The following is a 12,196-nucleotide window of genomic DNA, read 5'->3' as shown; positions in this document are numbered from 1 at the left end:
CTCACCATCCGCCACGGCTGCTGCCACTGCCCTCCACCGCCCTGCCCGCCACACCCCACGCCGACCCCCACCCCAACGCCCACACCCACACCCACGCCCACGCCGACCCCAACTCCCACGCCCACACCCACTCCCACCCCGTCCGAGCCCCGTCCCACGCCGACGGAGCCGAGCCCGACACCGCCCGCGCCGAGCCCCACGCCGCCCCGGCCGGGCCCCACGCCTGGTGTGCCCACGCCACCGGCCACCGACCGCCCGGACCAGCCCGCGCCGCCCGAGCCACCCGCGCCGTCCGACCCGGAGCCCAGCCGGGCAGCCCAGCCGCCACCTCGGCCCGCTCCCCCGCGGCTACGGCCCACGCCGCAGGCGCCCGCGACGCGCGACCCGGCCCCGCCGCCCACGGCCTCACCCGCGCCCAGCGCCGTCGAGGCGCGCGCCTACCACCGTGCGCCGCGGCACCAGCCGCCGGGCGGGCTGTCCACGGTGACCCTCACCCTGCTGCTCACCACGCCGGCCGTGCTCGCCGCCGCGGCGCTGCGCTCGCGCTCCTCCAGCCGCGGCCGGGGGCGGGGCCGCTAGCGGCGGCGGGGCCGAGCCCCGCTCCCCCGGCCGCCACACCACACCAACCACCCGCGTCGGGCCCCCCGCGGCCCGACCCGCCCTCGCTGTCCCGCCACCGCGCATGTCGACGTACGGAGAAACCCATGTCCGAATGGCTGGTCCTGGCCCTCGCGATGGCCGCCGCCTGTGCGGTCGTGCTCGTCATCGTCATCCTCAACCAACGCCGTATCGGCGAGGACGACGACCCGTCCGAGACGCCGGACGTCATCGAGTACATGACGATGATGATCGGCGTGGTGTACGCGATCGTCCTCGGCCTCGCGATCGCGGGGGTCTGGGAGGCCAAGGGGGCCGCCGGGGACACGGTGCGCGCGGAGGCGCAGGCGTTGCACGAGGTGAGCGAGCGGGTGCACGTGTACCCGGCGGCGGAGCGGGAGCGGATCAGGGCGAGCGTCACCGCGTACGTGCGCTACGTCGTGGACGAGGAGTTCCCGCACATGCTCGACGAGGGCGAGCTCACCGAGCGGGGCGACGCGCTGATGCGCGAGCTGCGGCACGCCGTGGTGGAGGCCACGCCGCGCGACGAGCGGATGGCCCAGACGTACCAGCCGCTGGCCGACCAGGTCGCCCTGGCCGACGACGCGCGCGGCGCCCGCGGTCAGAGCGCGGGGGCCACCATCCCGGGTGTGGTGTGGTTCGGTCTGATCGGCGGGGCGATGGTCGCCGTTGGCATGGTGTTCACGTTGCAGATCCGGCGCTCGGCGCGGGAGCTGGTGCTCGCCGGGCTGTTCAGTGCGCTGATCGCGTTCCTGCTGTTCCTGGTGTGGGACTTCGACGCGCCGTTCGGACGGTCGGCCGGGGACGCGGCGGAGCCGTTCACCGACCTCTTCCGCCTCTGACACCCGCGCTCCCCGCCCCCGCCGGGTTCCCGACACACCCTCGTTCCCGCGCCGAGGCCCGCCGTCCCACCCTGGCCTCCGCCCGCTCCCGGGTTGTGCGCCACCCCGAGCCCAGTCCGGACCGCCCCGGGTTGGGTGTGGCACCCGCGCGTCCGTCCCATCCGGAGCCCCGGCCCTCGTCCTGCCACACTCCGTCGGCGTACGAGGGCCGGGGCTCGTCCGCGGACCGCGCGAGACCCCGGAGTCCGGGCTCGCGCAAACACCCCGCACCGCGGTGAACGGGTGCGGATGGGGGTAGACGGGGTGGAGGACAGCGGACGTCACGAGAGGTTTGGCGGCCACAACCGTACGATGAGCTGTGGTGCTCACACGGCGGGTTGGGAAGTGTCGAACGCCCCCTTGAGCGCGTTCGTCGCGTGGCTTTAGGTGGTGTGGGGGCGACAAGCCCTCACACCGAGCCGGACTCGCGGGTCCGGCGGACGGGAGGCCCTGACATGCCCGAACAACTACGACCGTCGAGAGCGCAGACGGTCACCGAGGACGAGGTCGAAGCACTCGTCCACGGCATCTGTTTCAAGACCGGACCACCCACTCGACTGGGCGTCGAACTCGAATGGGTACTGCACGACCTGCACGACCCCGCACAACCGCTGCACCCGGCCCGGCTGACGGCCGTGACCGAGGGGCTGCGGACCCTGCCGCTGAGATCGGCTCTCACCTTCGAGCCCGGCGGCCAACTCGAACTCAGCTCCCGCCCGGCCTCCTCGCTCACCTCCTGCGTCCAGGAGATGGCGGAGGACCTGAGCGCGGTCAGAGCCTTCCTCGCCCCGATGGGGCTCGGCATAGCGGGCCACGGCCACGACCCGTGGCGTCCGCCCCGCCGCCTGCTGAACCTGCCCCGCTACCACGCGATGGAGAGCTATCTCGATCGCTGGGGCCCGGCGGGCCGCACCATGATGTGCCGGTCGGCCTCCGTGCAGGTCTGCCTGGACGCGGGCCACGAGGAGCCGGGGCCGCTCGGGTACGGGCGGCGGTGGCGGCTCGCGCACCTGCTCGGCGCGGTGCTGGTGGCCGCCTTCGCGAACTCCCCCCTCGACCAGGGCCGGCCCACCGGCTGGCGCTCCACCCGGCAGGCCGCGTGGGCTGCGATGGACCCGGGGCGTACCCAGGCGCCCGCCACGGACGCGGAGCCGCGCGCCGCCTGGACGGCCTACGTGCTCCAGGCCCCGGTGATGTGCATCCGGGGCACGGACGGCGGGACGGGCCCGTGGGAGGTGCCGGTGGACGAGTTGCGGCTGCGCGACTGGGTCCGGGACGGTCGGCCCCGGCCGCCGAGCCTGGAGGACGTCACGTACCACATCTCGACGCTGTTCCCGCCGGTCCGCCCGCGCGGTCACCTGGAGCTGCGCATGATCGACGCGCAGCCCGGCGCGGACGGCTGGATGGTGCCGTTGGCCGTGACGGCGGCCCTGTTCGACGATCCGGCCGCGGCCGAGGCCGCCTACCGCGCGGTCAAGCCGCTCGGCGACACGGCCGGCGTGGCTCCCGCGCCCCGCAACCCGCTGTGGGAGCGGGCCGCCCAGCGGGGGCTGACCGATCCGGAGCTGCACGCCGCCGCTGTGGCCTGCTTCGCCGCGGCCGAGGAGGCGCTGCCCCGGATCGGCGCGACGCCCGAGGTGTGTGCCGCCGTCGCCGAGTTCCGCGCCCGCTACGTCGCCCGGGGTCGATGTCCCGCCGACGATCTGCTCGACTCCCTCTCCGGGAAGGAAGGCCGCTCATGACCCGCATCCAACCGGGGTCCGGGACGTTCGCCGCGTCCGCCGAGCCCGCGTACGACCCGGAGCTGCTCAGGGCGCGCGCCCTGGGCGCGCTGACCGCCGCGCGTGCGCGCACCGCGCTGCTGACCAGTTGCGTGGCGGACGAGGAGCTGACCGCCCAGCACTCGCCGCTGATGTCGCCGCTGGTGTGGGACCTGGCCCACATCGGCAACCAGGAGGAACAGTGGCTGCTGCGCACCGTGGCCGGGCGGGAGGCGCTGCGGCCGGAGATCGACTCGGTCTATGACGCGTTCGAGCACCCGCGCTCCGAGCGCCCCACGCTGCCGCTGCTCTCGCCGACCGAGGCCCGTGGCTACGCCGCCGACGTGCGCGGCCGGGTGCTGGACGTGCTGGAGCGCGCGCCGCTGCACGGCGGGCCGCTGGTCGACGCCGCGTTCGCGTTCGGGATGATCGCCCAGCACGAGCAGCAGCACGACGAGACGATGCTCATCACCCACCAGCTGCGGCGTGGTTCCGCCGCGCTCACGGCTCCCGAGCCGCCGCGCGCGCCGGTCGACGCCGCCGCCCTGCCCGCCGACGTGCTGGTGCCCGGCGGCGAGTTCACCATGGGCACCTCGGCCGAGCCCTGGGCGCTGGACAACGAGCGTCCGGCGCACCGCAGGGAACTGGCCGCCTTCCGCATCGACACGGTTCCGGTGAGCAACGGGGCGTATCTGCGGTTCATCGAGGACGGCGGGTACGACGAGGCCCGCTGGTGGCACCCGCGCGGCTGGGAGCTGGTGCGCGAGCACGGGTTGACCGCGCCGCTGTTCTGGCGCCGTGACGGCGCCACCTGGCTGCGGCGCCGGTTCGGCGTCGTCGAGCCGGTGCCGGTGGACGAGCCGGTGGTGCACGTGAGTTGGTACGAGGCGGACGCCTACGCACGCTGGGCCGGGCGGCGGCTGCCCACCGAGGCCGAGTGGGAGATGGCGGCCCGTTTCGACCCGGCCACCGGCCGCTCCCGCCGCTATCCGTGGGGGGACGCGGACCCCACGCCCGAGCACGCCAACCTCGGCCAGCGGCACCTGTCCCCGGCGCCGGTCGGCGGTTATCCGCTGGGCGCCTCCGCGCTGGGTGTGCGACAGCTCATCGGGGACGTGTGGGAGTGGACGGCCAGCGACTTCCTGCCCTACCCCGGCTTCGTGGCGTTCCCGTACCGGGAGTACTCGGAGGTGTTCTTCGGGGACGCGCACAAGGTGCTGCGCGGTGGCTCGTTCGCCGTGGACGCGGTGGCCTGCCGGGGCACGTTCCGCAACTGGGACCTGCCCGTGCGGCGGCAGATCTTCGCCGGCTTCCGCACCGCCCGCGACGCGCGGCCGGAGCAGCGGTGACGGGGGCCCGGGAGAGCCGGGGCGGGGAGGTGGGGCGCTGATGTGTCGTCATCTGGCCTACCTCGGGGACGAGGTGTCGATCGGCACGCTCCTCACCCAGCCGGCGCACTCCCTGGTGCGGCAGTCGTGGGAGCCGCGCCGGCAGCGGCACGGGACGGTCAACGCGGACGGCTTCGGCGTCGGCTGGTACGCGGCCGGGGATCCGGTGCCCGCCCGCTACCGCAGGTCCGGGCCGATCTGGGCGGACCCGTCGTTCGCGGACCTGGCTCGGGTGGTGCGTACCACGGCGCTGCTGGGCGCCGTGCGGGATGCGACCGAACCGGGGGCGGACGGGGAGGCCGCCGCCGCGCCGTTCGGCGGCGGGCCGTGGCTGTTCAGCCACAACGGGTCCGTACGGGGCTGGCCCGGGTCGGTGGCCCCGCTGGTGGGCACGCTGGAGCCGGAGGCGCTGCTCGACATGGAGGCGCGCAACGACGCGGCGTTCGTGTGGGCGCTGGCGCTGCGCCGGCTGCGCGCGGGCACGCCGCTCGGCCAGTCACTGGCCGAGACGGTCGTGGCGCTGGACGCGGCGGCACCCGGTTCGCGGTTGAACCTGTTGTTGACCGACGGGGCCACCATCGCCGCCACCACCTGGGGCGATTCGCTGTGGTACCGCACCGGGCCGGCGCCGGCCGGCGCCGGTACCGCCAGCCCGGCCGGGGAGCGTTCCGGCCAGCGGGCGCCGGACCTTCGCGGGCTGGCGTCGGGCGGTGCGGTGGTCGTGGCGTCGGAGCCGTACGACGACGATCCGCGCTGGGTCGAGGTGCCCGACCGGACCCTGGTGACGGCCAGCCGGTCCGGCGTCCGGCTCACCCCGATCGAGCACCGGGCGGCCCCCGGCGGCCCCCCGGGCCCGGACGGTGGTGCGCGCGCCACCGCGTCGGGGGCTCCGCCCGGGCCGGGGCCCGGCGCGCCCCACCGGTCGCCGTCCGCTCCCCCGCCGTCGGCGCGACCCACGGCCCGCGGGGCCGGCCGGCCCCAGCCGGTCGCGCCCGGCACCGGTCACCCGCCGCACGCCGCCAAGCCCCAGCACCTGTCGCCGCAGCACGAGGAGTCGTCACCGTGAGCCCGTTCGCCCTCACCCGCACGCTGCCCGACGACGCGACGGCCGCGGCACTGCGCGCCGACGTCTCCGCCGGGCTGACCGCCGCGTCCAAGTGGCTGCCGCCGAAGTGGTTCTACGACGCGCGCGGCAGCGAGCTGTTCGAGGAGATCACCCAACTGCCCGAGTACTACCCCACCCGCGCCGAGCGGGAGATCCTGGCCGCGCGGGCTCCCGCGATCGCCGCCGCCACCGGCGCCCGCACGCTGGTGGAGCTGGGCTCCGGCTCGTCCGAGAAGACCCGGCTGCTCCTCGACGCGATGCCCGACCTCGCGGCGTACGTTCCCGTGGACGTGAGCGGCAGCGCCCTGGAGCTGGCCGGAAACGCCCTGCTGGCCGAGCGGCCCGGGCTGACCGTGCACGCTCTGGTCGCCGACTTCCAGCAGGTCCTGGCCCTGCCGACGACGCCGGGGCCACGGCTGGTGGTCTTCCTCGGGGGCACGATCGGCAATCTGCTGCCCGCCGAGCGGGCCGGGTTCCTCGCCGCCGTTCGCGCGCTGCTGGCGCCCGGCGACGCGCTGCTGCTCGGCACCGACCTGGTCAAGGAGGAGGAGACGCTGCTGGCGGCGTACGACGACGCGGCGGGCGTGACCGCCGAGTTCAACAAGAACGTGCTGTCGGTGCTCAACCGCGAGCTGGGGGCCGACTTCGATCCCGCCGACTTCACGCACGTCGCGCACTGGGACCGGGAGCGCGAGTGGATCGAGATGCGCTTGCGGGCCACGTCGGCGCTGACCGTGAAGATTCCCGCGCTCGACCTGGCCGTGTCCTTCGCGGCCGGCGAGGAGTTGCGGACGGAGGTCTCCGCGAAGTTCCGCCGCGCCGGGGTCGCCGCGGAGTTGTCCACGGCGGGGCTCGGCCTGCGGCACTGGTGGACGGACGACGCGGAGCGGTTCGCGCTGTCGCTCGCCACGCCGGTGGCGCCGTGACCGGCTGACGGTCTCCCGCGAGCGCGCTGGCCGCCGGGCTCTCACCCGGCGGCCAGTGCCGCGCGCCCGCCGGCGGCGGGCGCGTCCTCGCTCGGCTTCCGGTCGGTCAGCTCCCGCTCAGTGCGCGACCCGGGGCAGCACCGGGCGCAGCAGGTTGTCGGGCAGGCCGCGCCGGCGCCACTCGCGCGGGTAGCCGAGCGAGACCTCCTCGAACCGCACGCCGTCCTCGGTGGTCACGCGCGGGATGTGCAGGTGCCCGTAGATGACGGCGGCGGCGTTGAAGCGCCGGTGCCAGTCGGCGGTGAGCTGGGTGCCGCACCACAGGGCGAAGTCCGGGTAGTACAGGACCTCGGTGGGCAGCCGGGTGAGCGGCCAGTGGTTGATGAGCACCGGCGGAGCGGCCGGGTCGATCTCGGCCAACCGCCGCTCGGTCTCGGCCACTCGTGCCCGGGACCAGTCCTCCTTGGTCGGGTACGGGTCCGGGTGCAGGAAGTGTTCGTCGGTGCAGACCACGCCGCTCTCGTAGGCGGCGGCCAGCGCCTCTTCCTGGGTGTGCCGGGGGTTGGCCCGGAAGGTGTAGTCGTACAGCGTGAAGACCGGGGCGATGGTCAGCGGGCCCGCGGCGCCCTCCCAGACCAGGAACGGGTCCTCGGGGGTGGCGACGCCCAGCGAGCGGCACATCTGGACCAGCGCGTCGTAGCGGGCGACGCCGCGCAGTTCCACCGGGTCCTTGGGGTGGGTCCACAGCTCGTGGTTGCCCGGCACCCAGATGACCTTGGCGAACCGCTCGCTGAGCTGTCGCAGGGTGCGCTCGATGTCGCCGAACACCTCGCCGATGTCGCCCGCGACGATGAGCCAGTCATCGTCCGAGCCGGGGCGCAGTTTCTCGCTGATGGCGCGGTTGTCCTCGTAGCTGACGTGCAGGTCGCTGATGGCGAGGAGGTCGCCCCGGTGCGCGCCGCCCGTCATCGGGGCGACACCACGGTCGCGGCGGCCCGCACCCTGGGGTAGGGCCGGCCGGTGACCTCGGCCGCGTGCTGTATGTGTACGCCGTCTTCGACGGACGTGCCGCGCATTCGTTTCTCCCGTTCTCGCCACACCGTGCTCTAGCGGGGCCGTTCAGCAGGCCGTTCCCCAAGAGGATCGCATAGTGCGGGAGTTACCGGCGAGCGAGAAGGGTCACGGTCGGCGCGGAGGTGAGCCCTGTTCACCGGGGCCGTCGTCGGGCCCGGACGGGCCGCCGGGGCCGGCCCCGTGGCGGGCCCGGAGCTGGATGAGGGCGCTGCCGAGGGCCACCAGGAGGGAGATGCCGCAGCCGATGGCGATGGCCTGGAGTTCGCCGTGGGCCGCCGCGCTGCCCAGGTAGCCGAGGCCGACCGAGTAGAGCGCCCAGATGGACTCGGCGATTCCGGCGCCGATCAGGTAGCGGTACAGCGGGTAGCCGACGGCGCCGGCGCCGAGCGCGCCGACCAGCCGGCCGCTGGGCAGGAAGCGCACGGCGATGACGAACGGCACCCCGTGTCGCTGTATCTGGCTGGCCGACCATCCGAGGAGCGCCTTGCGCCGGGGCGTGCGGGCGGCCCAGTGGCTGACCCGGTCCCTGAACCGGCCGCCGAACCAGTGCAGCAGCCCGTCGCCCAGCAGGGCGCTGCCGGCGACGACACAGAGCACCAGCGCGATGTCGAGGCTGCCGCGCGCGGCGAGCACCCCGCTGGTGACCAGCAGGGCCGAGTTGGGGACCAGCGGCGGCAGGGTGGTGATGACCAGCAGCGCGTAGGCCCAGGCCGCGCCGTGCGTGAGCTCCTGCTCCAGGCCCCCGGCCAGGGCCGGCCAGGCGGCCACCGTGGTGGCGTACGGGACGTCGGGGCCGACGAGGCCCACCAGGGGTGTCAGGGAGTGGGCCAGTGGTGCGGTGTCCATGCGGCCACCTCTCGTCGGGTGCCGCGACGACAGCGGCACGCCCGTAAGGCAACGCTGACAAGAGTCGGTGCGCTGAGGCAACTCAAAATCGCGAACGAGAGCGACATCCGCCGCTCTCTCCCACTTGTTCCTGCCCCCGGGCGCCCGGCCGCAGCCCCCGCCGCGCTCACGCGCCGCCTCCCCACCCTCGCGCGCCCGGCCCAGTCCGAGCGCCCCGGGCTGGTGCGTACGAGGCCGGCGGGCGTGCCGGGTGAGGGGCGTGGCGTGGTGTTCGGGCGTGGTCGCGGGCCTGGCCGCGCCCCACGGATGAGCCGCACGCGCCGGCCGGCCATCGGGGGCGGCGTACCGACCGTTAACCTCACACCCGTGGTGGACAAGACTCCCGGAGAATTCGAACGCGGTACGGACGGCCCGAAGGTCATCGTGACCGGCCTCGACGGCTCGCAGTCCTCGTGGCGCGCGGTGGCGTACGCGGCGGGGCTGGCCAGGCGGCAGAACGCGCTGCTCGCCGTCGTGTACGTGCAGCCCGTGCTGCCGGCGAGCGCCGCCTTCGGGGCGCCGGTGGCCGAGACCACGGGCGAGGTCGCGGAGGAACTCGTCGCGGAGATGCGGGAGGCCACCGAGCGGCTGCGGGGCGTCTTCGAGGTGCGCTGGGAGTTCCACACCCACGTCGGCGACCCGTACAGCGGCCTGGTCTCCGTGGCCGACCAGCTCAAGGCCGACGCGGTGGTGGTGGGCGCCTCGGAGCAGGCGGGGCACCGGATCGTGGGCTCGGTGGCGATTCGGCTGGTCAAGGCCGGGCGGTGGCCGGTGACCGTCGTTCCCTGACCGGGTTGCCGACCCGGGGCTGGCGGGTCACGGGCCGCGAGGGGAGCGGGCTCGGTCCCACGGGATCCGGCGCGCGCGGCGCCGGGATGGTGCCGGGCGCGGGTCCCGGCTCGCGCCGGGCGGGCGGGTGGGGCACGGTGGTGGAGACCGAGCAGCACCCCAGTGACCGGGGAGTTATCAGCATGTCCAACCACACCTACCGGGTGACCGAGATCGTCGGCACGTCGCACGAGGGCCTGGACGCCGCGATCCGCAACGGCATCAGCCGCGCCGCGCAGACCGTGCGCAACCTCGACTGGTTCGAGGTCAAGGAGGTACGCGGGCAGATCGAGGACGGCAAGGTGGAGCACTACCAGGTCGGCCTCAAGGTGGGCTTCCGCCTGGAGGAGCCGGGCGAGTAGCCGAACCACCGCGCGCGACACGGACCGGGGCCGGCCGGTGGCTGGCCACCGGCCGTGCTGTGCCGTCAGCCGCGCGGGGTGACCGTGGCCAGGACGCTCGGCAGCGGGTACCAGTCGGCGGTGGCGAAGCTCGCGTGTCGCGCGGCCAACTCGCCGACCCGGGTGCGGGCCTGCTCCTCGGTGGGGCGGGTGCCGTCGATGGCGGGCGGCACCCGGTGGGCGTCCGTCATGATCAGCAGGTAGTGGCGCCGGTCGTACCACGCGGTGTCGATGGCATCGCCCGCGTAGCCGGTCGCGTCGCCGTCGAAGAGCACGAACCACGGCCGGATGGCCGGGTCGCGGTAGCGCTCGCGCGGGTCGCCCGCCGCCGCGCCGTGCACGGCGGGGAAGGCTGCGGCGCGGCCGAGTTCGCCACGGGCGGCCAGGTCCCGCAGGTGGGTGGCGTACTCGCGGTCGGTCCACAGCGTGTCCAGCGGGTTGTTCTCCTCGACGGTGCCGGGGATCAGCTCCACGATGAACCTGCCCGCCAGCGCGCCGCGCGCGGGCCAGCCCCGGGCTTGGACCGCCTCGTCCAGGGTGGCGTGGCCCGCGGCCAGGTCGCCCGGCCGGAACAGGGCGTCGCCCAGGGTCTCGCCCAGCAACGTGTCGAGTTCGTCGGGCCCCCGGCCGCGCTTGTCGTTGAACCCGTCCTTCAGCTCGACCTTGATGAGCAGCGGACGGTGGCCGGGGTGCGCGTCGTGCCAGGCTCGCATGTCGGCCAGACAGCCCGGCAGGCTCTGGTCCCGCTTGCCGCCGCGCAGCTCGGCCGGGGAGGCCGCGCCCGCGCAGTTGTTGTCGTTGCCGAGCGGGTTGCTGTGCGACACCCGCCACCCGGGCCCGAACGCGTTGGTCCACACGTCGAGTTCGAGCAGTCCGGCTCCGGAGTCGAGGGCGTCCGCGAAGTAGGGGTAGGCGTCCTTCTCGTACGCGTTGTGCACGCCGACCGAGGTCGTCGCCGAGTACGCGGTGTCCGCGTCGGCGCGCTCGCCCGCTCCGGCCGGGGCCGCGCCGGCGACCAGGGCCGCGAGCGCCGCGATGGTGACCGTGCTCCGCAGTGCCGTCCTGTTCATGTCCCCACCCTCGTCGACTCCGCCCGACACGCCTGCCGTCGCAACCGCGCGCCAGCGTACGGGACGGGCCCCACGGCCACCACGGTGGGTGTGTCCCCGCCGTGGTGGGTGGACAGCGGGCGGCGGGGCTCCGGGAAGGCGGGCCCGCGTGTCGTGGGATAGCTCACGGACGCACACTGGGGCGGGAGTTGAGGAGGTAGACCAAGGGGAGGATTCGATGGCCATCACCACCCGGCTCCGACCGGTGCCGCTCGCGGCGACCGCGCTCACCGGGGTGACCGCGCTGTACATGACGCTGGTCGCCGTGGGAAACATCGTCGACTTCGACACCAACCGGGAGTTCGTCCGGCACGTGCTGGCGATGGACACCACCTTCCGCGACGAGGACCTGATGGGCCGCGCGATCGAGTCGCGGGCGATACAGGACGCCGCGTACGTGGCGATCATCGGCTGGGAGGTGGTGACGGCGCTCGTGCTGCTGTGGGCCACGGCGCTGTGGGCGGTGGGCGTGCGGCGCGGCGCGGCGGAGCGCGCCCGGTGGGCGGGCACGGTCGGGTTGGTGATGGTGCTGCTGCTGTTCGGCGGGGGCTTCATGGCCATCGGCGGCGAGTGGTTCGCGATGTGGCAGTCGGCGGACTGGAACGGTCTGGACGCGGCGCTGCGCGTGGTGGTGTTGGCCGGTCTGGCCCTGCTGGTGACACACCTGCCGACCCGGCCGCGGGAGCTGGCCGATGAGGCCCGTCCGCCGCGCTGAGCGGTCCCGCCGTGAGCTGAGCCGACGGCGCGGGGGCGCGGGCCTCGCGCCGTTCGGCCCCACCCCGCGCGCACCGCGACGGCGTCGCACGCCGGTGCGGTGCGCGGCTCGTTGTCGTTCGCCGCGCACCGCGTGGCACCGCCGCTCGACGTCGAAGGCGGGGCGCCCCGAGCGGCCCTCGTCCGCGGTCGGTACCGCAATCGTTCGGATGATGTTGCGCGTCCGGCCGTGACCTAGCGGCCGTTCGAGTGGATACGCAGGTCGACGCATGGTCCGATGAACAGTCAAGACGAGGAGACGACATGAACTTCAAGCTGTCCGCCGTGGGGGCGACGCTGCTGGTGTCCGCGATGCCGGCCGGGGTCGCGCACGCCGACGAGACGCACACCGACTCGCACAACGCGCCGGTCGTGGCGCTGATCTCCACCGGGCAGATCGACGACCCGATGGAGGACGTGCTGGAGCACGCGGCCATCTTCGGCCGGACCAGCGTGGTCGACTGAGCC

At 74.7% G+C, this 12,196-nt stretch carries 12 protein-coding genes and 1 pseudogene; 10 read left to right on the top strand and 3 right to left on the bottom strand.

The features are described from left to right. The first annotated feature begins 228 nt into the window (after positions 1-228). From H7H31_RS32655 to egtD, 6 genes and pseudogenes are all read left to right on the top strand, one after another. A complete protein-coding gene (locus H7H31_RS32655; protein ID WP_187061350.1) occupies positions 229-579 on the top strand; it encodes a hypothetical protein in 351 nt (116 codons plus the stop codon). Positions 580-704: 125 nt separating this feature from the next. Continuing rightward, positions 705-1,460 carry a bestrophin-like domain gene (locus tag H7H31_RS32650; RefSeq protein ID WP_187061349.1) on the top strand — a complete coding sequence of 252 codons (756 nt, stop codon included), beginning with the start codon at positions 705-707 and terminating at the stop codon, positions 1,458-1,460. Positions 1,461-1,954: 494 nt separating this feature from the next. Continuing rightward, on the top strand, positions 1,955-3,241 hold the full coding sequence (gene egtA / locus H7H31_RS32645; protein ID WP_187061348.1) for an ergothioneine biosynthesis glutamate--cysteine ligase EgtA: 1,287 nt from the start codon (positions 1,955-1,957) through the stop codon (positions 3,239-3,241). Beyond that, complete coding sequence (egtB, locus tag H7H31_RS32640) at positions 3,238-4,608, top strand: ergothioneine biosynthesis protein EgtB (protein ID WP_187061347.1); 1,371 nt, start codon at positions 3,238-3,240, stop codon at positions 4,606-4,608. Before egtA ends, egtB begins: the two co-directional genes overlap by 4 nt. Positions 4,609-4,648: 40 nt before the next feature. Beyond that, positions 4,649-5,503: pseudogene (gene egtC / locus H7H31_RS32635) on the top strand (ergothioneine biosynthesis protein EgtC); the annotation flags it as partial. A 206-nt stretch (positions 5,504-5,709) separates the two neighbouring features. Beyond that, positions 5,710-6,678: an L-histidine N(alpha)-methyltransferase gene (gene egtD, locus H7H31_RS32630; RefSeq protein ID WP_187061345.1), complete on the top strand. Its 969-nt coding sequence runs from the start codon at positions 5,710-5,712 to the stop codon at positions 6,676-6,678. Between the two features lie 117 nt (positions 6,679-6,795). Here egtD and H7H31_RS32625 read toward each other — a convergent pair whose 3' ends face one another. Both H7H31_RS32625 and H7H31_RS32620 read right to left on the bottom strand, forming a co-directional pair. Then, positions 6,796-7,647 carry a metallophosphoesterase family protein gene (locus H7H31_RS32625; RefSeq protein ID WP_187061344.1) on the bottom strand — a complete coding sequence of 284 codons (852 nt, stop codon included), beginning with the start codon at positions 7,645-7,647 and terminating at the stop codon, positions 6,796-6,798. Between the two features lie 210 nt (positions 7,648-7,857). Next, positions 7,858-8,598 (bottom strand): DedA family protein, encoded by a 741-nt coding sequence (locus tag H7H31_RS32620; RefSeq protein WP_187061343.1) that lies wholly within the window; start codon positions 8,596-8,598, stop codon positions 7,858-7,860. 366 nt (positions 8,599-8,964) lie between these two features. Between H7H31_RS32620 and H7H31_RS32615 the strand changes: the two genes are divergently transcribed. Together H7H31_RS32615 and H7H31_RS32610 are read left to right on the top strand one after the other, a co-directional pair. Then, a complete protein-coding gene (locus tag H7H31_RS32615; RefSeq protein ID WP_187088360.1) occupies positions 8,965-9,426 on the top strand; it encodes a universal stress protein in 462 nt (153 codons plus the stop codon). Positions 9,427-9,608: 182 nt separating this feature from the next. After that, entirely contained in the window at positions 9,609-9,827 is a 219-nt protein-coding gene (locus H7H31_RS32610) for a dodecin (protein WP_187060722.1), read from the top strand. 65 nt (positions 9,828-9,892) lie between these two features. Here H7H31_RS32610 and H7H31_RS32605 read toward each other — a convergent pair whose 3' ends face one another. Beyond that, on the bottom strand, positions 9,893-10,936 hold the full coding sequence (locus H7H31_RS32605; protein ID WP_187060721.1) for a phosphatidylinositol-specific phospholipase C domain-containing protein: 1,044 nt from the start codon (positions 10,934-10,936) through the stop codon (positions 9,893-9,895). Between the two features lie 217 nt (positions 10,937-11,153). On the opposite strand from H7H31_RS32605, the gene H7H31_RS32600 reads away from it, so the two are divergent. Together H7H31_RS32600 and H7H31_RS32595 are read left to right on the top strand one after the other, a co-directional pair. Continuing rightward, entirely contained in the window at positions 11,154-11,690 is a 537-nt protein-coding gene (locus tag H7H31_RS32600; RefSeq protein WP_187060720.1) for a DUF2165 domain-containing protein, read from the top strand. A gap of 302 nt (positions 11,691-11,992) precedes the next feature. After that, positions 11,993-12,193, top strand: coding sequence for a hypothetical protein (locus H7H31_RS32595; protein WP_187060719.1), 201 nt, complete (start codon positions 11,993-11,995; stop codon positions 12,191-12,193). Positions 12,194-12,196 lie beyond the last annotated feature (3 nt).

Origin of the sequence: Streptomyces buecherae, from assembly GCF_014295035.1 — a bacterium.
Classification (GTDB): Bacteria; Actinomycetota; Actinomycetes; order Streptomycetales; family Streptomycetaceae; genus Streptomyces; species Streptomyces youssoufiensis.
Note: the sequence above shows the minus strand (reverse complement) of the source record. Positions and strands in the feature narration are given on the sequence as shown.

Bases quoted from the DNA above. Each gene is read 5' to 3' on its own strand.
- H7H31_RS32610 (WP_187060722.1), top strand. From the start codon at position 9,609: ATGTCCAACCACACCTACCGGGTGACCGAGATCGTCGGCACGTCGCAC.
- H7H31_RS32620 (WP_187061343.1), bottom strand. From the start codon at position 8,598: ATGGACACCGCACCACTGGCCCACTCCCTGACACCCCTGGTGGGCCTC.
- H7H31_RS32625 (WP_187061344.1), bottom strand. From the start codon at position 7,647: ATGACGGGCGGCGCGCACCGGGGCGACCTCCTCGCCATCAGCGACCTG.
- H7H31_RS32600 (WP_187060720.1), top strand. From the start codon at position 11,154: ATGGCCATCACCACCCGGCTCCGACCGGTGCCGCTCGCGGCGACCGCG.
- egtB (WP_187061347.1), top strand. From the start codon at position 3,238: ATGACCCGCATCCAACCGGGGTCCGGGACGTTCGCCGCGTCCGCCGAG.
- H7H31_RS32595 (WP_187060719.1), top strand. From the start codon at position 11,993: ATGAACTTCAAGCTGTCCGCCGTGGGGGCGACGCTGCTGGTGTCCGCG.
- egtA (WP_187061348.1), top strand. From the start codon at position 1,955: ATGCCCGAACAACTACGACCGTCGAGAGCGCAGACGGTCACCGAGGAC.
- H7H31_RS32605 (WP_187060721.1), bottom strand. From the start codon at position 10,936: ATGAACAGGACGGCACTGCGGAGCACGGTCACCATCGCGGCGCTCGCG.
- H7H31_RS32650 (WP_187061349.1), top strand. From the start codon at position 705: ATGTCCGAATGGCTGGTCCTGGCCCTCGCGATGGCCGCCGCCTGTGCG.